Genomic DNA, 24452 nt, shown 5'->3' with positions numbered 1-24452 from the left:
AAATTGTAGGAAACAAGCGCAAATCCTTGATTTTTATCGATATTTATGGAAAAGTAAACAGGTATGTAATCGTTGTATTTTAAGAAAGAATCATTACTCATTGATTAGGTTAATAACACTCAGTACGATGATTAAGGGAGGCAAGTCAACATTATGGATAATCGCGATTCCTATAATTCAGGTTATAACAACACGGATCAGAATCCTGGCCATGCAGATCCATACAATAACAATGGGTATGAAGCATACCCGCCAGATCATGAGAGGCAACCAATGGCACCACTGAAACATTCCGGACCTGGGATCGCCAGCTTTGTCATTGGATTGGTTGCAATCTTGGGTTATATTCTGATATTCTTTATTGCCACCATGGCTGTAAACGAATCCATCGGAGTTCTCACCCCGTTGCAGACAGAAGAGATCGCCTTGCATCCAGCAGTGGTTCTGGCTTCATTAGCCATCCTGGTCTGCCTGATTCTCAATCTGGCCGGAGGTATCGTCGGAATTATTGGTCTTGTCCTCAAGAATCGAAAGAAAGTTTTTGCCATTATCGGAACCATATTAAATGGGATCATGATTCTGTTATTCGTTGGACTTATCTTGGTAGGCATGACGCTGATGTAACGCTTTGCATCAACGTCATGTTTCCTTATAATTAAAATGAATGGGTTTACACATAAGTATAATCTATATTTTTTGCCAAAATCATTGTTTTCAAAGGAGATTGACATGTCACGAATCAAAATTTTTGCGGACAGCACAAGTGATCTGGCTCCAGAATGGATCCAGCAGCACGATATCGGTATCATCCCTTTGTATGTCGTGTTCGGTGAAGAATCACTGAAAGACGGTGCTGAGATTAAGCCTGAACAGCTATATGAACGTGTTAGCCAAGATGGGCGTCTTCCCAAAACAGCTGCACCTTCCCCCGCTGACTTCATAACGGCATTTCAACCTTACATAGATCAAGGGGATGAGATTTTATATATCAGCTTATCTTCTGAACTTTCCTCTACCTATCAAAATGCACGACTAGCTAGTTCCGAGTTCCCGGAAGGTCGAATATCGGTCATTGACTCACAGAATCTCTCATCAGGAATTGCACTGATGGTAATGAAAGCTGTTAATGCTGCTGATAAAGGACAAAACCTGACTCAGATTACACACCTGATTGAGGCGATGAAATCAAATGTACGCACGGAGTTTGTTATCGATACACTAGAGTATCTGCATAAAGGCGGACGCTGTTCGGGCATGCAGAACCTGATTGGAAGCCTGTTGAAGATTCGTCCTGTCATCCGGGTAACAGATGGCAAGATGGCACCTGCCTATAAAGTGCGCGGGAAACGGGAGAAAGCTCTGGAACAAATGCTGAATAATACGCTCAGCCAGAAGGATCAGATCGATCCAGACCTGCTGATTGTTGTGCACACCATGGCTGAAGAGGATGCGCTTGACTTGCAGAAGTCTTTGCAGGAACAGACGGGTGCCCGAGTTGAACTAACCACTGCTGGTTGTGTAGTATGCAGTCATTGCGGCCCGAAAACGATTGGAATCATCTATAATACTGTTTTATAGTATTACACGTTACATCGTATCGTATTACCCAATCCTTTCTTCTAAATCTGTATGTGGTACATCCAATACTTGGACTGGCATACCGTTATAAACAAAAAAGGGCATTCCGAGCTTAATCGCTCAGGATGCCCTTTAATATTTTTGCTAAACTTTTGAATGACCTACACTTGGTCCATTGCTCATTATGATACAGGATCAATAACTTTTGGTCCGCAGATCATCCAGACTTTTGAATGCGTATCCTTGCTTGCGGGCCTCATCAATAATGGAACCCAGAGCTTCCGTGTTATCTTTGGATACCGAATGAAGCAAAATGACAGCACCCGGATGGAGTTGTTTCAACACCTGTTGATGAGCATATTGTGCGCCACGCTGCACATTGGTATCCCAATCTTTATAAGCAACAGACCAGAACACATTCACATACCCTTGGGCATGACTCTCTGCAAGCGTACGATTGTTAAAAATTCCACGCGGTGGCCGTAAAAAGGTCGCTTGTTGACCGGTCAGCCGATTGACCTCCGTCTTGACCTTCTCAAGTTCCTCTCTAAGCTTTTCATTGGAGATGCGGGTCATATCCGGATGACTCCATGAATGATTACCGACAATATGACCTTCAGCCGCCATACGTTTGACCAACTCAGGCTGATCTTTCAGATAATGACCTGTCACAAAGAAAGCCGCCGGCACCTTCTTGGTACGCAAAACATCCAGTATGGCAGGTGTGAATCCATTCTCATACCCGTTATCAAACGTGAGATACAATTCCTTCTGTTTTGTATCCCCCAGGAAAATGGCATCGTTATGTTGTAAGATTGATTTAAAGCCTTCCTGATCAATGGAGGGCAGTTGACCGTTTTGACTTTTTTTGAAGCCAAAGTGATACGCTCCGGTAACCGGTGACGCTTCAGTCTGTGCCGGTACCATACTGATGGATAACAGTCCCAACAGTATATATAGAACCATTCGCTTCATTCTATCCGCTCCTGTTCCTGAAAAATTCGGTTAGTCGTTTGCACACACGAACACCTTCAGGTAATATGCCACAGTAACGGCTAATGTATGTAAATCATTAACGATCGAAACGTTTATTTTCAGGTTGTGACTGAGATTGATGGAACAATTCAAGTAAGGTCTGAGGTTTGCCACTGGAAACAAGCCATTCCCTCACGGTCTGTATGGCACGGGTCTGTCCATCTCCCCGATCACGCCATGTAAGCAACTCGATAACTTTGATAATCAAGGCCGACATATTGTGATTCTCCAGTTCGGACCGCTCTGCCCTCAGCTTGTGATACAAAGCCTCCTGCTCCCAATCCAGTAGAATCTCATCACCGATGGTTGGCTTCAAAAGTGTATACGCTCTGTCACAACCTTTACAACGAACCGTGCTGACCTGTTCATCTATAAATTCCGCTCGGATATCCTGCTGGCAATCCGGGCATTTAAACCCAACTTGTATGTTTTGTATGTTTTTGTTCATGACATTGTTCCTCCTGCGATGTGAGCATTTTGCATCATTCTATTCAAAATACTCCTTGGATATATGCATAATGCTTATGTATGTACTACATCTATACCCGATATTTTGTCGATTCACGCTTATTTTGAAGAAATCTGCAAGGTGCTATAATCTTGTAAATATGTTAAAATATTATACATATCATGGTAGGGAAAAGGCGGGATACTCATGTCAAAGGAAGAGCGCAATATAACCTGGCAATCATCCAGCATCAACAGGCAAGACCGGGAGAAGCATAATGGGCACCGTAGTCGTGCCATATGGTTTACCGGGTTATCAGGTGCAGGAAAGTCATCCCTTGCATTTGCCCTGGAGCAGTATCTCTCCGATCAAGGCGTACGCTGTTATGTTCTGGACGGGGATAATGTACGTCATGGACTGAACCGTGATCTCGGTTTTACAGCAGGGGATCGTCAAGAAAATCTGCGGCGAATTGGTGAAGTATCAAAGTTAATGGTAGACGCCGGGTTGTTTGTACTTTCGGCTTTTATCTCTCCTCATGAACAGGATCGGGAGATGGTTAGACAGTTATTTGAACCAGATGATTTCATTGAAATCTATGTGCGCTGTTCAATTCAAGAATGTGAGCGTCGTGATCCCAAGGGTCTATACAAAAAAGCACGCAATGGTGACATCCCGCATTTCACAGGCATTTCCGCCCCCTATGATGTACCCAAATCTCCTTCATTTATCATCGATACAGAGCAATGGTCCATTGAGGAAGCCGTGCAAGAGATCGTACAGCATTTGGAGCAGATCGGTGCTCTTCAACTGCCGCTTCCTACGAAAACAGCCCTCGTTCATTAATTCTTGCTCATTATACTAACTACTTACATGAAAGGCGCACCAATCGTGGCGCGCCTCTTTACGTTATGTCATAACCTACTTATTGTCCCACAACACCCGCTTGCATGTTCAAAAGTTTGCTGAACGTCCCTACCGGATCAGTTGATAACTGCTGGTACCCGCCCTCTTGAATCACCCGACCTTCATCAAGTACAATTACACGATCTGCCGTCCGAATCGTGGACAATCGGTGTGCAATCACGATAATGGTCACATGTCCTTTTAACCGTTCCAGCGCCTCATGAATGTACTGTTCATTCTCACTGTCCAGCGCACTCGTTGCTTCATCCAGTACCAATACAGAAGGATTACGCAGCATAGCCCGGGCAAGCACCAATCGCTGACGTTCACCCCCGGATAGACGAATACCCCGATCACCAATAATCGTATCCAGACCCTGAGGCAACTTCCGTACAAATGCTGCAGAGGAGGAAAATTGCAAAGCCTGCCACATCTGTTCTTCACTTGCATTTGGATCAACCAGACGCAGATTCTCACGAATACTTGTGTGAAACAGGAATGGATCTTGGGAGACATATCCGATTGAACTTCGCCAGCTCAATAATCGTTCTTCTGACAGAGGAACACCGTCAATCAAAATACGACCAGTTTCAGGCCTCACAAGGCCCATAATCAGATCTATCAGCGTGCTCTTGCCTGCTCCGGATTTCCCCACAATTGCGGTCATACCCCTTGCTGGAATCGAAGCTTGCACATTTCTCAATGAGTAAGCATCACTTCCCTCATAGCGATAGCAGACATCCTCACAGGTGATAGATTCCTTCAGTTCCATAGGTTGAATCCCATCAGTTCCAACGTCTCCTGCCGAAGCAATCTCTTCACTAATCTCACGACTCTTCGCCGTCTGCGCTTGTAATTCTCTGACTACCCGAAATGCAGGCAGCATGGAGCTGATGTACTCCAGATTGGACTGAATTGCCGTAAACCTTGGCCATAAGCGGGAAAAGATTAGGATGATGAGCAGCAGACTTGCGGGTGGCACCGTCATTACACGGAGAGAAAGATAGATGAATGCCGCAATAATGATTGCCGCGGACATCCGGTGAATTAGCTGTGTTCCACTGTTCAATTGGCTAAATTGAATGACATTGCGTTCTATCTGTCTGCACATGCGCTCAAACCAGTTCATGTGGGAGCGCTCAAGCATGTTGCTCTTAATATCCTTAATGCCGTTAAAATGCTCGGTAATGCCGTTATAATAACTTTGCGAGAATTCAGAGGTCTGGTCTCCGATCTGCTTGGCCCGCTTGACGAATTTTCGTAAGACGATAAATAATACCAATCCACAGACCAGCACAAGTGCCGTCAGCTTGGCGGATAACCAGAAAGCAAGACCGATCTGAATGCCCGTAAAGATCAGAGAGGCTGCCATTTGCAGCATAATGCTCGTTCCCTGGCTCACACGTGCAAGTTCAGTCGTTAATATATGGTTAAAATCGGATTTTCGTTTTTGGAGAAAAAATGACCATTGCGCCATAATAATAGCACCATAGGTTTCCATGCGCAGCGTTCGTACAAATTGCTGTTGGATTCGAGTATTACGGATCGTCTGGAGACGCTGCATCCAGGCCTGTCCGGAGACAATCAACACAAAGGTGAACAATACGAGTAACAATTGGCTATTTTCAGAAAAACGATTCAACACGTCGCCAAGCCAGGGAATGTTTAAGCCTGTGGAGCCCATCTCAAATATGCCAATCAGACTCAGCATCGGAACAAGCATGTAGATACCGATCCCTTCCATGAGACTGATACAGATCATCCCTAGCAGATTCCAATATAAAATGGGCCCCGTGACATGATGCAACTTTCGCATGAAATACCTTAATTCCGAGATCATACTTTACCCCTTTCCGTCACCGTATACCTTTTAATTCGCCGCCAGAACCAGAGAAACGGACGTAACGGAAAGTATAGAAAAAACAAAGAACGTGGAAGTGGCAATTGATCCACATCCCATGTACTTGGATATAAACGTTCAATAAAGAAAAACCATTTCTGTTTTGTACTTCGAAGTTTAAACAAATACGATTGATAAGACTTCATATCAGCCGGACTTTCCAGCATGTCGTTCATGAACTTTGCGCCTTCGTTGGCTAATCGCTTGCCTGTACGGTCACTTAAGGACATCAAGGACCTGTACTCTACATCCAGCGGCGTATTCAACAGATCTGAGGCTAAGTGAAGAGCCTGCGAACCGATCGATAAACGCCCCTCCGCTTTCAGACGTCTCTCTAATTTCTTCACATCAAGTGGCATGCTGCGGATCATCTGGTCGATATCCAGTAACCAGCGCAGTCTGAACCAGCCGTGTCGTGCACCATGGGTTACGAGATAAGCCCATAGGTCTTCTTGTTCGAGCATACGGACAGGTGTCTGTGTGTATGAACTGAACCGGCTGCGTTTCCACAGCAATTCAAAATCGGTTTCTTTGCCCGAATCCGGGTTCAAGCGCCAATGGATCTCCACTTGAGTCCTTTTGACCGGATGGGTGTAACAGATATGATGTTCCCGCCATTTCCAGCTGCGCACCGTAGGTGCCCGCTCCCCTTCCTTGGATACATATCCGAGGGTAGCCAGAATGCCTTCAGCCGCTTCCACATCATCAAACGGAATCAGGATATCCAGGTCTTTGGAGGTTCGCATCGATACATCGCCATAGAGATCATGGGCGAGCGCTGGTCCCTTTAGTGTAATATTGCGGATACCGCGTTCACGAAAAGCACCACACACCTGCTCCATTTCAGCTGTTAGATGTAACATGCGGAACGTATTGACCGTATATTGTTGTCTCAGACTCTCCATAACATCTGCAGGAATGATTGCAGAGTTGAATTCTTTCATTTTCACATAAAGGACAGAGTATAAACGGTGATGATAGACAAGCCGCAGAAAAAGTTGCCAATCGGTTCCTTGCAAACCCGCCTTGAGTTCTTCAGGGGATAGAGCCGTCAGATCACCTCTAATCATGCTCAAAATCAGCTTAAGCTCCTTCGGAAACCCTGATGAATAGAGTTCACTTTCATGTATCATAGACAATCTCCCCAGATCCCTTCTCCGGACACCGTTTGCCAAACACACCGACAACCGTATATTGGTCCATAGTATCAGCTCCGGTCACGATCAATTTACCACTTCGCAGCCAGGCATGAGCCATCATATGTCCTTGCTTATTCCGTGCAGTCCCCATATATAACGTACTCTCTATCTTGCGTCGCTCAAGCATCTTCATCCCGGCAATCGCCATTACAAGGCAGCGGCTTTCCCATAACGTATATTTGCTGGCGAGCGAAATTGCTTTGGAAATATTCCGTATAGTGATGACCTCGCTGCGTTCGAGTCCTGTCATCGGTGTTTCTACCATAGGCGTACCCAGCCCTGGCGCGATTTTGGCAAATGGCATAGCCTTCTGTATGCGTGCCCAGCCAAGGAGGATATAGGCCTCCCATACCAGTCGACGCATCGACCGCGGGAGCGAGAGATAAGCCTTTATTTTTCGCAACATCATTCTACACTCCGCGAGTAACGTCGATTAAACCTTCACGGGACAGATGTTCCAGGAATTGCACCACCTGCTCACGACATACATCTGGCTCAATCTCATACTCCGCAGCAAGTACCTCAACAACTTCACCCAGCGTGCGTTCTTCTGCGATCAGGTCCCAGATTCGTCCACCGGTACTCCCGAGATTATAGTATTTTCCAGAGCTAATGCTCATCATGACTTTCTCACTGCCCATATCACTGACCAGATTGCCTTCCTTCCGGGTTACCCGGTCTTCCACATTCATCGGCGTAGTCGCTGTCATTGTCCTGTATGCACTCCTTTACGTATATGATCTGTGATCCGATCCACCATCTCAAATGCTGTAAACTCAGCACCCGTTCTGACCAATCTGCCAATCTCCACACTTGCTGAAAGTCTTGAAGCCGTCTCAAACAACCATTGTGCCAGCCCCTGTCTTGCAACGAGTCCACCACGGAACGTATGCGAGCATAACAGATGCAGTCGTTCTAGCCCCGTCACTTCCACCAGTTGAACAGATGTATGGTTTGCCTCCGGTTGTGGAGCAAGTTCGAATATTCCACCTAGTGGTACGGCCATCTCATGAAAATAGTGCTGAACAGGTATCGCATACTTTGTAATCTCTGCGTGAACCGTTGCATAATCCTGTTCCTTCATGCCGAAGCCGTCCAGACTGGGCTGCCATAACTTCTGTTGCGGGTAACCAGGTGATACGATAGCTCTTCCTCCGGCATCCCAGGTCAGTGCAACAACATCATCGGTGAGAAGTGGATATCCGCGTGATGCCAGTGCGGCCGACAGTGTCGATTTGCCTGCTCCCGAATGTCCGACAAATGCGTAAGCCCAGCCATCAATAACCACTGCACTACCATGCAATGGAAGGATGCCACGCTGCATCATAATGACCGCCATACAGGTGCCCAGGATGAATAATCTGACCTTTTTCTCATCCGCTCCTGGCTGAGGGGATACAACAATGCGCTTTCCTTGTTCCATTAGAAACAGACCTGTATCTTCGATTTTGAAAAAAAGACTGCCCTCTCGTGCCACAAAGTTGTCGTTGCCTACATCCCAACCCTCCCACAATAGGGTCAGATCTGAAGACTCGATGTGCACATCCACGACATCAAAATCAGTCTCTGCATCCTTGGGTGCGATCTGTAGTTCAGGCATTCGAATTTGACTCGACCAGCGCAGACCATACGCCACATAATGCACAGGCAACAATGAACGACGCCTCCTTCGTAATAAAATGTAAAAAAAAGCCCTTATATTCATGTTGCTAAATATAAGGGCGGAGGCGAAAAGCTGGATTTGTTGCATTTCCGCCCTTTAAGTATGATGACACTTCATAAAACTAAACAACTTAGGAAGTTGGATCGTACAGATCCGCATCGTGAACCGTGATCCAGTCAATTTGTCTGTAGCCAGTACCGGCCATTGTTTGATTGACTTCCAACACTTCAAGAGCTGGTGCTTGCCATTCCTTTTTTTCCATTTGCATCGTATTCACCTCCTTTTCGCACTTCTAAGTATGATGGCATATGGTAAAGCTTTCTAACTTGTTCCGTAGAGATCCGCATCGTGAACCGTAACCCAGTCGATATGTTTGTAACCTGTGCCCGCCATTGTTTGGTTGACTTCCAATATTTCCAGTGCTGGTGCTTGCCATTCCTTTTTTTCCATTTGCATCGTATTCACCTCCTATCATGAGTCAATTGTAAGAAAAATCCGGGCCCACAGTTCACCGGGCTATATCAGAATTTCCGAATGAACCGATAGACAATCAGACTATGCATCATCAATCGCAGATCAGGATGTGAAGCAAGCTCTGGTCTCGGACTTGGAAAGTTGGCCAGGGCAGACTTGATACGCTCCGTGTTTAATATGCCAGCGACCTTGCTGTCAGAACACAAAGCACGTAACTCGGCGGTAAAGGCATCCCAATTTGGAATGATGCGATGTAACCAATCTGCAGGCTGCACACCCCGTACCCGTTGATTCAGTCTGACCTTGTCAGGCAACTCCGGTGAAGTAGCCCGGCGAATCAATGAACGATCCGTCCCTTGTTTCACATATTGTTCAATCGGAACGGACAGACAGAACCGGATGACTCTGGCATCACTTGTCGGATCACGTTCCCAAGCGCGGTAACGCAGAGAACATTTCGTAGCTACAGCACCGTTTTTGTTGGCGATGGCCAGGTTATTAAATTTCTCGGCACGTACTTTGAGTGCATCAGCCTGGGCACCGCCCTGCAGAACAATAATGGATTTGAGTCTTTCCAGTACACCCGTTCTCTGCGCAAAGTCAGGATGGATCAATTGTACGGATGCGGCCTGGCTGGCTCCTTTGGACTGAGCCTTGAACCAATCCGGATATGCCTTTTTCCCGGTGATCTTGGCTATACGTGAGAAAGGCATGCCCGTTCGTTCACTATACTGCTGCATCTCACGGAACCAGCGGTACCAGCGGCCACTTTTCAGTAGACTGGCGTAATAATCCAGAGCCGGTCCCCAGGAGATGGTGAAATTACCACGTGCCCCTGTGAGCAGGATGCCTGCATCTTGCTGGCTCGCTTTTTCATAGAATCCGCGAATCCAGAATGAATTTTCAAAGTATTTATAGGGCATTTCCATAATGTCGAGCCAGGTATCTACTTCACTGAGTGGACTTCTGCCTTCAAAATCGAGGTAGTTCTCTGTGATATTGCCGACATGATTAATCGTGGAACGTATGAAGGGCCGTTCGTCTGCGAGCAACGTTTTCGACGTATAATCTGTGAAATCGGGTACGGGAACATAACTATAGGCCTGCAGCCGTTTGCCCTGACTTCTCAGTGTTCCGGATGCAAAACCAACCACGGCTCCCGAGTCCAGTCCGCCACTTAATGCAGCAGCCACCTGTCTGTGCGTTCGTAATCGTGATCCAACCGCCTGCCCAAAGACCTCCCGAAACGCTTCTACATACTCGCCATCGGATTTAAGCCTTAGAGGTTCCACTTCATTCCAGCGATGATATTGCTTCAGCTCCAGTCTCCCATCCCGGAAGACAAGTGTATGTGCAGAAGGCAGCTGGCTTATTCCCCGATATACAGTTGAATTGATATCTGCTGAATCATGCATGTCAGGAATGGCAAGGAATTCGGACAGCCAGGTCTCATCAAGTTCTTTATGTACCCCTTCAAGCCCGAGCAACGGATTCATCAGTGTGCAGAAAGCAAAACGTGAACCATCATGTCGGTAATAAAAAGCTCTCATGCCTGTAATGTCTCTCGCTGCATACAGTTTTCGATTCCGCTCATCCCATATCGCGAATACAAAATCCCCCAGCAATCGGACGGCTACATCGTCTCCCCAGCGCTGATAGGCACGCAAGATCAATTCACTATCCGCCAACATAGCCAGTTCAGCTCTGGATATTTGTAATTGATCTGCCAGTTGTTCTCGGTTATCCAGAATGGCATCTGCCGTGATGGTCAGACCACTTTCCTCATCATATAAAGGCAACTTCTCGCTAACCGATTCCGGTGTAATCCATTGGGCATGACAGCTGAGGAACGCCTCATTGCCTTTCCACACTCCTGTTGTATCCGCAGGGACATGCCCCAGGCTTGCGTACAGACGCCAGCTGTCTTCCCATAGCGCCTGCTGACCATCGTTGTGAACAATTCCTGCTATGGCGCTCATGACTTGCCTCCCCGTAGAATCTTGCGCTGTGAAGCCCAGGCGCTGATCTGATGACCAAATGGTACCCATGATTTGATACGCTGTATTTTGCTTTGAGCAGAAGCCAGCTGGACTTTCAAGCGTTCTCGCTCACTGTAACCCCGTTCCAGACGATGATCTGCTGCCCGTAATGCGGCTTGCAACTGTCTGATCGTTACCAGTGCAGCTAGCGTCGGGTCTGTCTTTTCCGGTTCTTCGACAACTGGGTCATTAAGATTCCCAACCGGATCATGAACGACAGAATCTGCCGGTTGCATTCGGTATTGCGGTTGCCAGTGGCAACCGGTCGCTGCTGTCAACTGATGCGTGATTCGATCAATGACCTCTTGATCCGGACTTGCATCATAATGTACACCCGTCCATTGTTCGGCTTCTGCGAGCTGTTCACTGTATCCCATCTGGTGGAACAGATCTGCCCCCATCACACGGCAATACAGTTCAACTTCATGTGGTTCTAATATGTTTTTCCAGTTGTTAACAGAACCCTGATGTGCCTCTTGATGCGAAGAGAGGAAAGGATCACCCACGCCCATACTGTAGAACATGTCAGACTTGGCACTGTCCAGAAACTGTCCATACTGCTCCATTCCCTGTTCATATCGAATTCCCAGAAACGCACATAGTTTCTCAAGTTCTTCTTGAGGATTGGAAACCAATCGTTCATATTGCAATTCATACGCATTGGAGTGGGGTTTGGCAAAATAATCATTCAAGCGGAGCATCCCAAGTGTGAGATCTACGGATTTCATATTTAATTTGGGGCTCTGCAGACTATGAATCAGGTCGAATCCTTCTCCTGTATGGCGGTTTACCTTTTTGAATGATGCTGCTACGGCCAGAGGATTACGCTGGAGATGAATACGCTTGGACTGAGGGAACAGACGATCCAGCCATTCCAGCATGTAATAGTACCGTGGAGATTTATCAACGATGAAGTCTGCTCCGCTCCCCTCCAGGAATCCATTGTAGATTTCAAGAGCAAAACTTCTGCACGCCTTCTCAAAGACATCCTCAGATACCATGGCATTGTAGAACTGGCGCATGATGGAGCTGCCACCGTAAGCACGTGAATCAGCCTTGGGTAAATCGACAAGATTCATCAGAAACCACATTTCCTGGGTGGCAAATATACGACTATGATTTTGCAGCATTACGGTGGATAAGGAACTACCACTGCGGGGAACACATAGTAAGAAAACAAGTCCGTTACCTTGAGCATCGATCAATGGCAGCCTCTCCTCTGTTCATTAGTATAAATTGTGTAGCTGGGATAGACCAGACTCTACCTTTGTGTTTGGCAAAACGAGTAATATGCATGCTATAGGTGAGCATTTTGCAATATTCCGTCGGAAGTTCACCCGGGAATGAAGCAAAACACATGATTACATTCGACAACTCTCAGATACAATATGTATTTATAGTTTTACTCTATGATACAAAATGTATCATGTCAATCTTTTATTTTCACCTTTTCATAAATTGATACTCTTTCACTGTATTCTGCTGTCTGTCATTTAAGCACTTATTCATGGATCAATTATGTTCTGATTGCACAAACGCGAATAAGCTCCAGACATGTTCTGTGAGGAACAATGCCTGAAGCCATACGTAATCCGTTGAGAAACTTAATATGAAAACGGGTGAACAACCATCAGGTAAATCTTACATCTGAACTTTTCCCAGTAGCTCCAACGCTCCCATTTCGCTCTTCTTCCTGATCTGCCCGTGTAGCATCCTGCAACCCCTTCTGTACCTTCACGGTTAACAATACAGCAATGCCCGCGACGAAAAAGAAGATGAGCGACAGAATACCCCAACGTGTGGAACCCGTGATCTGCCCAACATAACCAAACACAAATGGACCAAAGATCGAAGAGAATTTGCCTGTAATATTCACAAAACCAAAATACTCTCCTGTTCTGCCTGCTGGCATCAGATTGCTAAACAGGGAACGCGCTGTGGATTGACTCACACCCTGCACGACACCAACCAACCCGGCGAGTACGTAGAAGTGGATCGCTTGTGTCATGAAATAACCGAGAATCACAATACATATGTAGACCGATAAGCTAACGATTAATACCTGCTTTGCTCCCCAACGCTGTGCCCATGCTCCCAGTAACAATGTACACGGGAACCCGATGAACTGGGTTAACAGTAGCGCGAGCATCAGGTCGGCTGTGCCTATGCCTATACTTGTCCCATAGATCGTAGCCATTAGAATGATGGTATTAATGCCGTCATTAAAAAACCAGAAAGCCACCAACATGCGGATTAACTGGGGAAAACGCCGCATCTGACGAAAGGTTTGCCGCAGTCTGCGCACTCCCACCGCAGCATACCCTGTCCACGTTCCGGGCAGATCCGGTGATGCAGGCCGTCTCGGAGCATGGCGGAAGATCGGTATCGAGAACAGCAACCACCACAACGAGACGGAGATGAAAGCAAGTCTTGTGCCTGCCAGTGTACTGCTCATCCCGAACCAGCCCGGTTGCTGAATCATCAGCAGGTTCACTGCAAGCAACAAGCCTCCTCCAATATAACCATAGGCATAACCTTTGGAGGATATCATGTCCCTTCGTTCCACGGGTACCAGATCCGGCAGCATTGCATCGTAAAAGGTATTACCACCTGCAAAACCAATCGTAGATATGACCAGCAACGCGGAAGCAAGGAACCAGTCCCCTTCACCGATTGCGCTGAATCCCAATGTGGCAAGGACGCCTATAATTGCAAATACACGCAGGAAGTCGCCCTTCCGTCCTGACAAATCAGCTAGCGTGCCTAGCAACGGTGTTAGCAGAGCTACGCACAACATGCCAATGGAGTGTGTATAGGCCAGATAGGAGGCGGCGGTATCCGTATCCAGCGTTGCGGCAGCCACCGAAGCATAGAATACGGGCAGTACTGCGGCAAGCACAGTTGTTGCATAAGCCGAGTTGGCCCAATCATACATAATCCAAGCCTTGATCGCCTTTTTATTCACATAAATCCTTCCTTTACATGCATCTATTAAATGATTGATGTCTTTCTCCTATTGTATAGGAAGGATATCACACTTGTTCACTGTTATTGTAAAAAATGGTGCAGTTCTGTTCTTACGACTCACCTTACCTCTGAGGTGAACTTGCGTAATTGTATCATTTTATATCCACTCTCATCACATATCGTCCTCGCCCGTGAATATACTTAATTACCGACAGGCCAAACTGTGCCGCGTAATCAATGGGGGGTGCCTACATGTCAAATTCACACCAGCCTTACTCGTTCGTTGTGTCGAAGGAAGATTGGTCGCTTCACCGCAAAGGGTACCAGGACCAACAGCGCCATCAGCAAAAGGTGAAAGATGTCATCAAGCAGAATCTGCCTGATCTGATTACGGAAGAAAACATCATCATGTCTGATGGAAAACAAATCATCAAGGTACCAATCCGCAGTCTGGATGAGTACCGTTTTGTGTATAACTACCAGAAGCAAAAACATGTCGGTCAAGGAGACGGTGACAGTCAGGTCGGAGACGTCATCGGTCGTGATCCCTCTGCTTCGCAGAAACCCGGCAAAGGCGAAAAAGCTGGCGATCAGCCTGGTCATGATATTGTGGAAGCCGAAGTTAGTATTGAGGAATTGGAAGATATGCTCTTCGCTGAGCTGGAATTACCCGATCTGAAGCAGAAAGACAAAGACCTGATTGAGACACATACGGTAGTTTTCAACGATATTCGCAAAAAAGGCATGCAGTCCAATATTGACAAGAAACGTACCATTCTGGAGAATCTGCGTCGCAATGCAACGACTGGTACGCCAGGCATCCATCACATCAGTCCGGATGACCTGCGCTACAAGACATGGGAAGACAAAATCATTCCACAATCCAATGCCGTTATTATTGCCATGATGGATACATCCGGGTCCATGGGTTCGTTTGAGAAATACTGCGCGCGCAGCTTTTTCTTCTGGATGACCCGTTTTCTACGCCGTCAGTATGAGAAAGTTGAGATTGTTTTCCTCGCCCATCATACGGAAGCCAAGGAAGTAACCGAAGAAGAGTTCTTTACCCGTGGCGAGAGCGGAGGCACCATCTGCTCCTCTGTATATATGAAGGCACTGGATATTATTGACAGTCGTTATCCACCTTCAAGCTACAACATCTACCCTTTTCACTTCTCTGACGGGGATAATCTGACCTCGGATAACGAACGGTGTGTGAAGCTGATCGGTGAGTTAATGAAACGTAGCAACATGTTTGGATACGGCGAAGTGAATCAGTACAACCGCAGTAGCACACTGATGTCGGCTTATCGTCATATTAAGATGGATCAGTTCATGTATTATGTGATCAAAGAAAAAGGCGAAGTGTACAAAGCTTTGCGCAGCTTTTTCCAGAAACGGGAAGGAGGCAGCGTTAGATGACAGATGAGATCCGCGACCTAGAATACGCTATTGCCGAGATTATGGAGATTGCCAATGGTTTTGGCCTGGATTATTACCCCATGCGGTACGAAATCTGCCCATCGGATATTATTTATACATTTGGAGCCTACGGCATGCCGACCAGATTCAGCCACTGGAGCTTTGGCAAAACATTTCATAAGATGAAAATGCAATACGATTTTGGACTCAGCAAAATTTATGAGCTTGTCATCAACTCCAACCCTTGTTATGCTTTCCTGCTGGATGGCAATTCCCTGATTCAGAACAAATTGATCGTAGCCCACGTATTGGCACACTGCGATTTTTTCAAAAACAATGCCCGCTTCTCCAAATCCAACCGTAATATGGTCGAAAGCATGGCTGCTACGGCGGATCGCATCAGCAATTATGAGATGGAGTACGGAACGGAAGCGGTTGAAGCATTTATCGATGCCGTGATCGCAATTCAGGAACATGTGGACCCACAGCTGATTAAACCCCGCCATTTGGACAAACAACGTTACATGGAGATGAAAATGCGGGAGCAGCGCGGTGAGAAAAAACCACGGCCGGAAGGTCGCTATGATGATCTATGGTCACTTGATGACGTGCAGACGGAAGAAGCACCCGCTGAAGGTATTCAGGTCCATCATTTTCCGCCTGAACCGGAGAAGGATGTCATGTGGTTTATTCAGGAATTCTCGGAAGTGTTGACCGACTGGCAGCGGGATATCATGAGTATGATGCGTGAGGAGATGTTATATTTCTGGCCACAGATGGAAACCAAAATCATGAACGAAGGCTGGGCATCTTACTGGCATCAACGCATTATCCGTGAGCTTGATCTGAACAGTGAGGATACGATCGAATTTGCGAAACTCAACTCCTCCGTGGTGCAACCATCCAAACAAAGTCTGAATCCGTATTATTTGGGACTGAAGATTTTCGAGGATATTGAACGGCGCTGGGATAACCCAACCCGGGAAGAACAGGATCGTTGGGGCCGCAAACCAGGCCAAGGTCGTGCCAAAATGTTCGAGGTGCGTGAATTCGATTCCGATACCTCCTTTATCCGCAATTACATGACCAAACAATTAACCGAGGATTTGGACCTCTACGTATTTGAGAAAAAAGGCCCGGACTGGAAAATCACCGACAAGTCCTGGGAGAACATACGGGATCAGCTCGTATTTTCACGTGTCAACGGGGGCTCCCCTTACTTGGTCGTGCAAGATGCTGATTATCTGCGGACAGGAGAACTCGTGCTGAAACATCAATATGAAGGCATCGAGTTGGATCTGAAATATATGGAACGCACCCTGCCTTATCTGTATCGCCTCTGGGGGCGTACCGTACATGTCGAGACACGTGTCGAGGATAAACCGATCTGGTTTACGTATGATGGCAAGAAACACCACCGCAAGTTTATGTAAGGTTTTCGATTATCATTATAGGAAACGAAAATATAAATGTGCTTATCATGGATGAGTTTAATGATTAATAAAAGATAAGACATAAAAAAAGCGGCAAGTCCCCGACATACACGGGGACTTGCCGCTTGGCATTTCATAATTAATATTTAAAATTACGTTTCATTGCACCATGCTTAAATGAAGTGATTACATATCGCTCACCGTTGTCCAACAGCTTGTAAGATACAACGTATCGATCCACGAAACAGTAGTACGTGTTGCGGTACTCACGAGACGGCAACATTGTTCCCATAGTAACGATCTTCTCTTCAACACGGCGAATGAGATTCATTTTGTATTCCATCGTTTCTTGATCTGTAAAATGTTCGCTTTTGATCTGGCGAAGTCGGTTCATTGCCGTGGCGGTCCATTGAACCATCAATTACAGCTCACCACGCTTCACCAGTTCAATCAAGTCATCTGTTGAATACAGCTTGCCTTGTTTTATGTCTTTCTCAGAAGCTTCAATCATTTGCCGTATCTCCGGATCGGAGTCTAGCTCATCCACCGGGTTATAGACTTCATATTCCAGACCGGCAATACGAATGAATTCCTTATGATCCTTCTCATAGGATTCAATGACAGTGCCATCAGGAGCCTTAAGACTAAAGTTCATCCTTCGCAACCTCCTTTGATGATATCGCTAAATTTGGTGAATCATACTTTTACCTGAATTATAGCATACAACTAGGTGACATCTCAGCCCAGCCATGAAACCATTACTTTTTGTCGATTACATTTGCGGAACAGGATTCAGCACTATAACACGTTCACTCTTAGTCTCCAAATGTTCCAACCATAACTCCACCAACTGTGTGCCATTAATCAGATCGATATCCAATCCTTCAGCATAGTTACGGGCGTTACTCGTAAAGTCGCTCGTCGTTATCACATAACCACCAATAGCATCTTGCTTAACCATCTGAGAGTGAATTATCGCAATCGGACCAAAACCGACTAAATTCATATCGTTATAACATTTCACTTGACCTAGGTATAGTCCTTCGTCAGTTTGCTCTTCAATATCGATGCCGAAGTCTCCTGAGCTCTTCGTCACGTATGTGTTACCGCCTCGAACAGATGACATGATCTCTGCTACAAAACGTTCGAACAATAATGGATTTTCTTCTTTCTCCTCTTCCAGGTCTCGTTTAAAGCGGTTATACAAACCGATTCGAAGAGTCTCCTTCATATGTTTATGCACTGACAAAGTATCAGAGGCATCACTGCTGTACTCATCTAACATTTGTTTTTGTTTGTAACACAGATAAACAAGGTAGCACGAAAAAATAAGCAGCATAGTGAATAACATGGTCATTTATTGTCACTCCTTTGTATTTCCATCATATCCAACGCTTTGTCGTTTCAATCAATTTGTCTCTTGTCGGGATGATACCAGATAACCCCTATCAGAATTGGAGGGAACTCATCTGACATCCTCCGATTTAATTTAACTAAAATGCTTTTTTTTCGGAATATATAATGAATTTTCTTAAATATTGGATCTAACTTTTCCTCAAAAGTATAACTGACTAACATAAGAAATAAAAAAGCAGCAAGTTCCCGACATAAACGGGGACTTGCCGCTTGGCATACATAAAATTAGGATGGTGCCGGTGGTGTACCATTACCCTGTAATCGCAGCGGCACAAAAAAATCATGCTCCACTTCACTTGCCGGCAGTGGGCGACTGAAATAATAGCCCTGAATCTCCCGGCAGTCATTCTGCATCAGAATATCCAGTTGGCCTTTCGTCTCAATGCCTTCCGCAATGACTTCCATCTTGAGATTCTGTGCCATCGATATAATGGTCGCCACAATGGCTTGATCGCTGTGACTCTCTGTAATGTCCGTCACAAACGAACGATCAATCTTGAGCTTGTGAATCGGGAAATGCTTCAGATAACTGAGTGAACTGTATCCCGTACCAAAATCATCCAGACTGATCTTGACACCCAGTGCTGTCAGTTCATTCAGGATCGCCGTGGATACGGCTGCATCCATCATCATGCTCTCTGTTATTTCCAGCTCCAGATATCGAGCATCCAGCCCTGTCTCCAAGAGTGCATTCTTGACCTGTTCTACCAAGTTGGATTGGTGGAACTGCTGGCTGGACAAGTTAACCGATACCGGAATGAGTGGTCCGCCACTGGCATGCCAGAGTTTCATCTGCCTGCATGCTTCCCGGAGCGTCCAATTGCCAATCTCATAGATCATGCCTGTCTCTTCTGCAAGCGGGATAAACACATTGGGTGCGAGCAGACCTTTGAGTGGATGGTTCCAACGTATAAGAGCCTCCACACCAATCATGCGGCTATCCTCGGTACGAATCTGTGGTTGATAGTACAGGACCATCTCATCACGTTCCAAAGCTTTACGAAGATAACCCTCCAGCTCAATGCGTTCATATAGTTCCGAATCCAGTTGGGCCGTGTAGAATTGGAAACCATTTTTGCCGTTTTTCTTCACTTCATACATGGCGGAGTCCGCATGTTTCAGCAAAGCATCCACGCCCACTCCATGATCCGGATACATCGCAATTCCAATGCTGGCGGTTACGTAAAAGTCATTCTCCTTCAGTCGATAAGGTAACTGAATGGCTTCAACAATCTGTTTTGCAAGTTCTGCCACTCTTACTTCTGTCGCTTGACCCTGGGTCACAACGAGTGTGAACTCGTCCCCGCCCATCCGGGCCAGCATGACATTTTCCATAGCCAAGGGATCAGAAGCTTCTATGGCTTTCATGATCCGGTTGCTCACTTCTCTTAGAAATACATCTCCAATGGAATGTCCCAGCGAGTCATTAATCATCTTGAAACGATCTATATCCATCACCATAACGGCAAAAGAGTTCCCTTTTTCTGCTGAATCGTTAATCGTACAAGCCAGCACATCATCCAACTTGCGCCGATTGGGCAACCCCGTCAACGGATCATGCAAAGCTTGGTGACGAATCTTCTCCTGAGCCTGCTTCTCCTCCGTTACGTCTTTGATCAAAATGTGACTTCCCACATGTCTGCCATCAATGACAACAGGAACTACAACAATACTAAGGTCCAGAAGTTCACCCTGTACATCTCTCATTTTGGCCATGTAGTGCGCCTGCTCCAGCCCATGATCATCCCAATCGATGGAATCAAATTCACTTATCCACTCTATATCGATTTGCTGAGCGATCTCATCAATGGAACGATCCATGACCTCTTTTTCAGGATATCCGGTGATTGTTGTTACAGCAGCATTAATCCCTTTAACAATACCTTCCTTGTTCACTGAAATAATAGCATCCGAATGGTTATGATACAGGGCCTGATACCATTGCTCATTCTCATGAATCCGTCGATCTTTCTGTGACATTCGCTGATTGATAAATATGCCAAACAACGTCAAACCCAAAGCAATAAATGTGCCCGATGCGATCAAGTAGGCGAGAATACCTGGCTCAATCTGCATACCTGAACTTACCTTCGAGCCATGTGAATGATGGAAATGTGCGGCTGACATCCCGGTATAATGCATGCCAGAGATTCCAATACCCATAATGAGACCGCTGCCCATCTTGTAAACCCAGGTATGTCTTGATTGATGATAACGGAAGAAAAACATGAGCCACAATGCCGCAAATGAAGCAAGCGCTGCAATCAGAATAGATAACACCACTCTGCCTGGTTCATACGTAACCGGAATTGACATCGCTGCCATTCCCACATAATGCATCGAGCTGATCCCCGCGGTCATCAGTACTCCAGCAATCATGAGTTTGCTTATCCTGCCCGATTGTCTACCCGCAATGTTCAAGGCCACCCCCGATGCGACAATAGCAAGTAGAACAGATAAAACAACCTTACCGGTGGAATAGGAGACTTGCGTAGGCAGAACAAAAGCTAGCATACCTACGAAATGCATGGACCAGATTCCCAGCCCCATCGATACTGCACCGCAGGTAAGCCATACATTCCGCGCCATCCCGCTAGCCTGACTTACACGGCCTGCAAGGTCAAGGGCAGCGTATGAAGCTAACGATGCAATAATATAGGATAAAATAACAAGTTCTAAGTTGTACGTGCCATGTAGGTGCTCCACTCACTCTGTCCTTTCAACCGGGAAATGCCTTGTATGTATGCAAAAATGTAAAAAAGAAGCGAGTGCGCTGTCTGGATGACAGGCACTCCCTCCGCATCATTTGACTCGTGACAACAGACTTAGTTGAGGCCGTTGTCATACATTGGAACCCGTTTATATGAATGTATATAGTCTAAACGTCCCAGCCTTTAAAATCAACACTTATTTCCAGATATACAATGTTGAATAACTAACATTCTCATATTCTAATTCACAACTAAATATTCTATTTACGAGTCAGTAACAGACTGCCAAAACCGGAAGTATCTTGATAAGAATTACCTGATGAATCACTCCAGATGGACACACTGCTTCGCTTGCCATCTCCCGCGCCATCATCATTAACTTGAAGATCAAACCCAATCCATCTTTGCCCTTCAGCACGAACGCTGTCTAGTGGGATTGCCACTTCAACTGTATACCCTCCGCTTGTTAATCGGGTAGCTGATTTGAAACTTTCTTTCCGTGCATTTCCACCAAAAGAAGCCTCATTATCAAAATTGACCCGGTACTGGGCGTCATCCTCCTGATAGAATGTTGTCTGATCTTTGCTAGGGTCGATAAAAATCTCGATCGAATCCTGCTCATGTGCATTAGAACTTAATTTGCTTCGCAATGGATCTTTCACATCTGCCAATACGTACAGGTATTTCTCATCCCATAACAGCTGTGCAGTCGCCGTTGCACCGGCGTTTCCGACCACCCAGACATCTGTTTTAACAGATGCAGCCTTTTTCCAGACGTTATCCTTTTTTGCATCAATGACAGGTTTGCCATAAGTGACCTTCGTTTGTTTCAAGACAGAACCGAGCTTCAGTTTGCCCCGGTTGGCTGGTTTGTCAGGCTGTTGATTGGAAATATCATTCCAAACAATGGTCGCTGTCTTTCCAGCAGCATGTTCATCCGTAATCCGAAAATCCAGAGACAAGACCTGGCCTTCGGTAAGTAAAGCAGCTGACATAGGCAGTGATGCGTATACAACATACCCGGTTTTTGTCTCCTGTACGTTGTAAGTATTTTTATCTTTGCCTTTAGCGCCATCCCGTTTAAATGTATATTGACCATTTGCAGACGGCGGATTTTTCTTCTTGGCAGACAGATCAGCTTCAGAAGTTACAGCGCCTGTCCCCTTGACTTCTTCCGCGAGGAAAACCTGGACCTGATCCCCTTTGCGACGTGTGGTATCCTTCACTTCCACTCGTAAATTCACCTTTTTGGCATCCCACATCATACGAGCCTCACCCGTAACCGCAGAAGTACCATCTGCCAGATGATTAATTTCGAGTCCTTTCACAGCACCCCAAAGAATATCTTCCTGTCCTTTGTGATTCGGGAAAGAAGGGCTGGCCTTCAATGCCGTCCATTCATTACGATAGATCGGAAGGGTGGTAGGGTCCACCAGTGCCCAAAATGCCGGTTTTGCTTTTAATTTACGATCAAATAACAATGGTGCATCTTTGCGTCCTTTGACCGGATGATTATCAAGCCATGTACCATCATCCGCAAGTCCCCATACTGTAACACTGTCCATTACGCCGCGTTCTCCCAGCTCGTCGAACAGGTCGAACAGTTCACGATAACGGTAAGCTTGTTGCAGCATTAATTCATCTGTGACAGGCATCTCCAGTTCAGAATTACTTGAATAGATTGAAACGTCCAGCTCTGTAACCTGTACATTCACACCAAGAGCGATCACTTTCTCAAAAGCCTCACGAATGAGCTTTACATCCGGTCCGTACATGGATACATGCATCTGGAATCCAACCGCATCAATCGGTGTTCCTTTGGCAAGCAGCTTCTCTACAAGCTTCACCATATCATTCACCTTGTTTCCATTGCCCTCCATTCCATAGTCATTAATCACCAGTACAGCATCGGGGTCAGCCTCACGTGCATAACGGAAAGCCAGCTCAATGTAATCACTGTCATCTCCGTCGCCATCTACATCCCCAATAATATCTCTCCACTTGGAATTACTGGCCTCATTCCGCAAGCCGCCTCCATCCGAGATGACTTCATTGACGACATCCCATGTATGAACCTTTCCTTTGTAGCGGGTCACGATGGTTTGAATATGGGTTTTCATCCGTGCAAGCAACTGTTCCCGCGTGGCAGGTTTCGAAGCATCGTTTGGATCTGTAAAGAACCACTCTGGCACCTGACTATGCCATAACAGCGTATGACCTCTGATTTCCATGTCATTTGCTTCGGCAAACTTCACCAGGCGATCTGTCTCTGACCAGACAAACTCTCCTTCCTTGGGCTGCATCGCATCCATTTTCATAAAATTGTCCGCTGTAATACTATTAAAGTGTTTCGTCAACAACTGGGAATGCTGGTTTTCCGCGTCTAGTGCAGACTGGTTGATGGCAGCTCCCATTGCGTAATTTTGTCCCACGATATCGACCAGATTCGGAATATCCTTCTCAATTTCAATTTTCTGAGCAGCCGTAATCAGAACATCATCCACGTAAAATGAAATCGTATCTGCCGGCGTCACTTCCGCTGACGTCTTCCATGGTGTCTCCACATACATGCGGAATCCTGTGATGCCACTATTTTCTTCGGGAATCACCACATCTGCCTCGACTTTTTTCCACTGTCCTTTGTTCAAGGTAGCGGAGGCAAAGGTAGCATATTCAAGACTCGAAGCGTCCTTATTGTATTCTTTCTCGAGTGCACCGTTAAGGACCTGACTGTCCGGCCCTTCATCGTACATGGCCCAAAACGAAATATGAACCGTGCTGCCCTTCTGTACATGATCTATTACTTCAATTAAGGGTCCATGGAACGTTTCGGTACGTGAAGAGGTTCTCAGGCTGCGTGTACTGTCATGACCTACTTGCGTTACGATATCAAGCTTTTCACTTGCACGTGGACGCCATTGTCCCAACACACCATCTTCAAAATCAGCCTTGAACAGTACTTTATCATCGCCAGTCTTAACGTCCGCTGCCGAAGCACGTGTCCCTCCTGTTCCCACACTTGGGAACAAACTGAAGATCAATACAGCCGACAAGCACAAGCTCCACCATTTTCTCAAATGCATCCGATCTCCTCCTTGGTTCGTTGTTGTTTGTGAAGAATAACCTTTGCTCTGCCATGTGCCAGCCCTTTACAAGATCGTTATACAGGATGGATAGATGCTAATGGACAGAAAATTGTAAGCACTTTCATTATACGATTGCCAGTAAACTTTGTTTACCCGTTAAACTATAGGACTTGCA

At 46.1% G+C, this 24452-nt stretch carries 22 protein-coding genes; 5 read left to right on the top strand and 17 right to left on the bottom strand.

The window, feature by feature from the left end; translation table 11 throughout:
* Window positions 1-153 precede the first annotated feature (153 nt).
* The gene (locus EL84_RS15555) at window positions 154-624 is read left to right on the top strand and encodes a hypothetical protein (RefSeq protein ID WP_051447149.1); all 471 of its coding nucleotides are present in this window, start codon (window positions 154-156) and stop codon (window positions 622-624) included.
* A gap of 105 nt (window positions 625-729) precedes the next feature.
* Window positions 730-1578 (top strand): DegV family protein, encoded by an 849-nt coding sequence (locus EL84_RS15550; protein ID WP_036669872.1) that lies wholly within the window; start codon window positions 730-732, stop codon window positions 1576-1578.
* Between the two features lie 195 nt (window positions 1579-1773).
* Here EL84_RS15550 and pdaA read toward each other — a convergent pair whose 3' ends face one another.
* Together pdaA and EL84_RS15540 are read right to left on the bottom strand one after the other, a co-directional pair.
* Window positions 1774-2553, bottom strand: a complete 780-nt coding sequence (gene pdaA, locus EL84_RS15545) for a delta-lactam-biosynthetic de-N-acetylase (protein WP_036669871.1) — start codon at window positions 2551-2553, stop codon at window positions 1774-1776.
* A 97-nt stretch (window positions 2554-2650) separates the two neighbouring features.
* The gene (locus tag EL84_RS15540; RefSeq protein WP_036669870.1) at window positions 2651-3061 is read right to left on the bottom strand and encodes a hypothetical protein; all 411 of its coding nucleotides are present in this window, start codon (window positions 3059-3061) and stop codon (window positions 2651-2653) included.
* Between the two features lie 207 nt (window positions 3062-3268).
* On the opposite strand from EL84_RS15540, the gene cysC reads away from it, so the two are divergent.
* Complete coding sequence (gene cysC / locus EL84_RS15535; protein WP_047842296.1) at window positions 3269-3907, top strand: adenylyl-sulfate kinase; 639 nt, start codon at window positions 3269-3271, stop codon at window positions 3905-3907.
* 79 nt (window positions 3908-3986) lie between these two features.
* On the opposite strand, the gene EL84_RS15530 is transcribed toward cysC, so the two are convergent.
* The 10 genes from EL84_RS15530 to EL84_RS15495 all read right to left on the bottom strand — a co-directional run bounded on the left by EL84_RS15530 (window position 3987) and on the right by EL84_RS15495 (window position 14207).
* A complete protein-coding gene (locus EL84_RS15530) occupies window positions 3987-5804 on the bottom strand; it encodes an ABC transporter ATP-binding protein (protein WP_200904560.1) in 1818 nt (605 codons plus the stop codon).
* Window positions 5804-6937 carry a nucleotidyltransferase family protein gene (locus tag EL84_RS15525; protein WP_235431616.1) on the bottom strand — a complete coding sequence of 378 codons (1134 nt, stop codon included), beginning with the start codon at window positions 6935-6937 and terminating at the stop codon, window positions 5804-5806. The genes EL84_RS15530 and EL84_RS15525 overlap by 1 nt, the downstream gene beginning before the upstream one ends.
* 52 nt (window positions 6938-6989) lie before the next feature.
* Entirely contained in the window at window positions 6990-7472 is a 483-nt protein-coding gene (locus EL84_RS15520) for a lasso peptide biosynthesis B2 protein (RefSeq protein WP_017689559.1), read from the bottom strand.
* Window positions 7473-7476: 4 nt separating this feature from the next.
* A complete protein-coding gene (locus EL84_RS15515; protein WP_017689560.1) occupies window positions 7477-7776 on the bottom strand; it encodes a lasso peptide biosynthesis PqqD family chaperone in 300 nt (99 codons plus the stop codon).
* A complete protein-coding gene (locus tag EL84_RS15510) occupies window positions 7773-8720 on the bottom strand; it encodes a hypothetical protein (RefSeq protein WP_053061507.1) in 948 nt (315 codons plus the stop codon). The genes EL84_RS15515 and EL84_RS15510 overlap by 4 nt, the downstream gene beginning before the upstream one ends.
* 139 nt (window positions 8721-8859) lie before the next feature.
* Window positions 8860-8997 (bottom strand): paeninodin family lasso peptide, encoded by a 138-nt coding sequence (locus EL84_RS31775; protein WP_174806426.1) that lies wholly within the window; start codon window positions 8995-8997, stop codon window positions 8860-8862.
* 53 nt (window positions 8998-9050) lie between these two features.
* Complete coding sequence (locus EL84_RS31770; protein WP_200868501.1) at window positions 9051-9185, bottom strand: paeninodin family lasso peptide; 135 nt, start codon at window positions 9183-9185, stop codon at window positions 9051-9053.
* A 65-nt stretch (window positions 9186-9250) separates the two neighbouring features.
* A complete protein-coding gene (locus tag EL84_RS15505) occupies window positions 9251-11182 on the bottom strand; it encodes an asparagine synthase-related protein (protein ID WP_036609989.1) in 1932 nt (643 codons plus the stop codon).
* Window positions 11179-12447 (bottom strand): sulfotransferase family protein, encoded by a 1269-nt coding sequence (locus EL84_RS15500; protein ID WP_047842293.1) that lies wholly within the window; start codon window positions 12445-12447, stop codon window positions 11179-11181. The genes EL84_RS15505 and EL84_RS15500 overlap by 4 nt, the downstream gene beginning before the upstream one ends.
* A gap of 425 nt (window positions 12448-12872) precedes the next feature.
* Window positions 12873-14207 carry an MFS transporter gene (locus EL84_RS15495; protein ID WP_047842292.1) on the bottom strand — a complete coding sequence of 445 codons (1335 nt, stop codon included), beginning with the start codon at window positions 14205-14207 and terminating at the stop codon, window positions 12873-12875.
* Between the two features lie 254 nt (window positions 14208-14461).
* Between EL84_RS15495 and yhbH the strand changes: the two genes are divergently transcribed.
* A complete protein-coding gene (yhbH, locus tag EL84_RS15490) occupies window positions 14462-15631 on the top strand; it encodes a sporulation protein YhbH (protein ID WP_036609998.1) in 1170 nt (389 codons plus the stop codon).
* Window positions 15628-17064 (top strand): SpoVR family protein, encoded by a 1437-nt coding sequence (locus EL84_RS15485; protein ID WP_036610000.1) that lies wholly within the window; start codon window positions 15628-15630, stop codon window positions 17062-17064. The genes yhbH and EL84_RS15485 overlap by 4 nt, the downstream gene beginning before the upstream one ends.
* Window positions 17065-17203: 139 nt before the next feature.
* Here EL84_RS15485 and EL84_RS15480 read toward each other — a convergent pair whose 3' ends face one another.
* The 5 genes from EL84_RS15480 to EL84_RS15460 form a co-directional block, all read right to left on the bottom strand.
* On the bottom strand, window positions 17204-17482 hold the full coding sequence (locus EL84_RS15480; protein WP_047842291.1) for a type II toxin-antitoxin system RelE/ParE family toxin: 279 nt from the start codon (window positions 17480-17482) through the stop codon (window positions 17204-17206).
* Between the two features lie 3 nt (window positions 17483-17485).
* Window positions 17486-17719 carry a hypothetical protein gene (locus EL84_RS15475; protein ID WP_047842290.1) on the bottom strand — a complete coding sequence of 78 codons (234 nt, stop codon included), beginning with the start codon at window positions 17717-17719 and terminating at the stop codon, window positions 17486-17488.
* Window positions 17720-17836: 117 nt separating this feature from the next.
* Complete coding sequence (locus EL84_RS15470) at window positions 17837-18421, bottom strand: restriction endonuclease (RefSeq protein ID WP_076318325.1); 585 nt, start codon at window positions 18419-18421, stop codon at window positions 17837-17839.
* A 284-nt stretch (window positions 18422-18705) separates the two neighbouring features.
* Window positions 18706-21186 (bottom strand): EAL domain-containing protein, encoded by a 2481-nt coding sequence (locus EL84_RS15465; protein ID WP_047842289.1) that lies wholly within the window; start codon window positions 21184-21186, stop codon window positions 18706-18708.
* Window positions 21187-21451: 265 nt separating this feature from the next.
* Complete coding sequence (locus EL84_RS15460) at window positions 21452-24274, bottom strand: endo-1,4-beta-xylanase (RefSeq protein WP_053061506.1); 2823 nt, start codon at window positions 24272-24274, stop codon at window positions 21452-21454.
* Window positions 24275-24452 lie beyond the last annotated feature (178 nt).

It is taken from the genome of Paenibacillus sp. VT-400, from assembly GCF_001029205.1.
Lineage (GTDB): Bacteria > Bacillota > Bacilli > Paenibacillales > Paenibacillaceae > Paenibacillus > Paenibacillus amylolyticus.
Note: the sequence above shows the minus strand (reverse complement) of the source record. Positions and strands in the feature narration are given on the sequence as shown.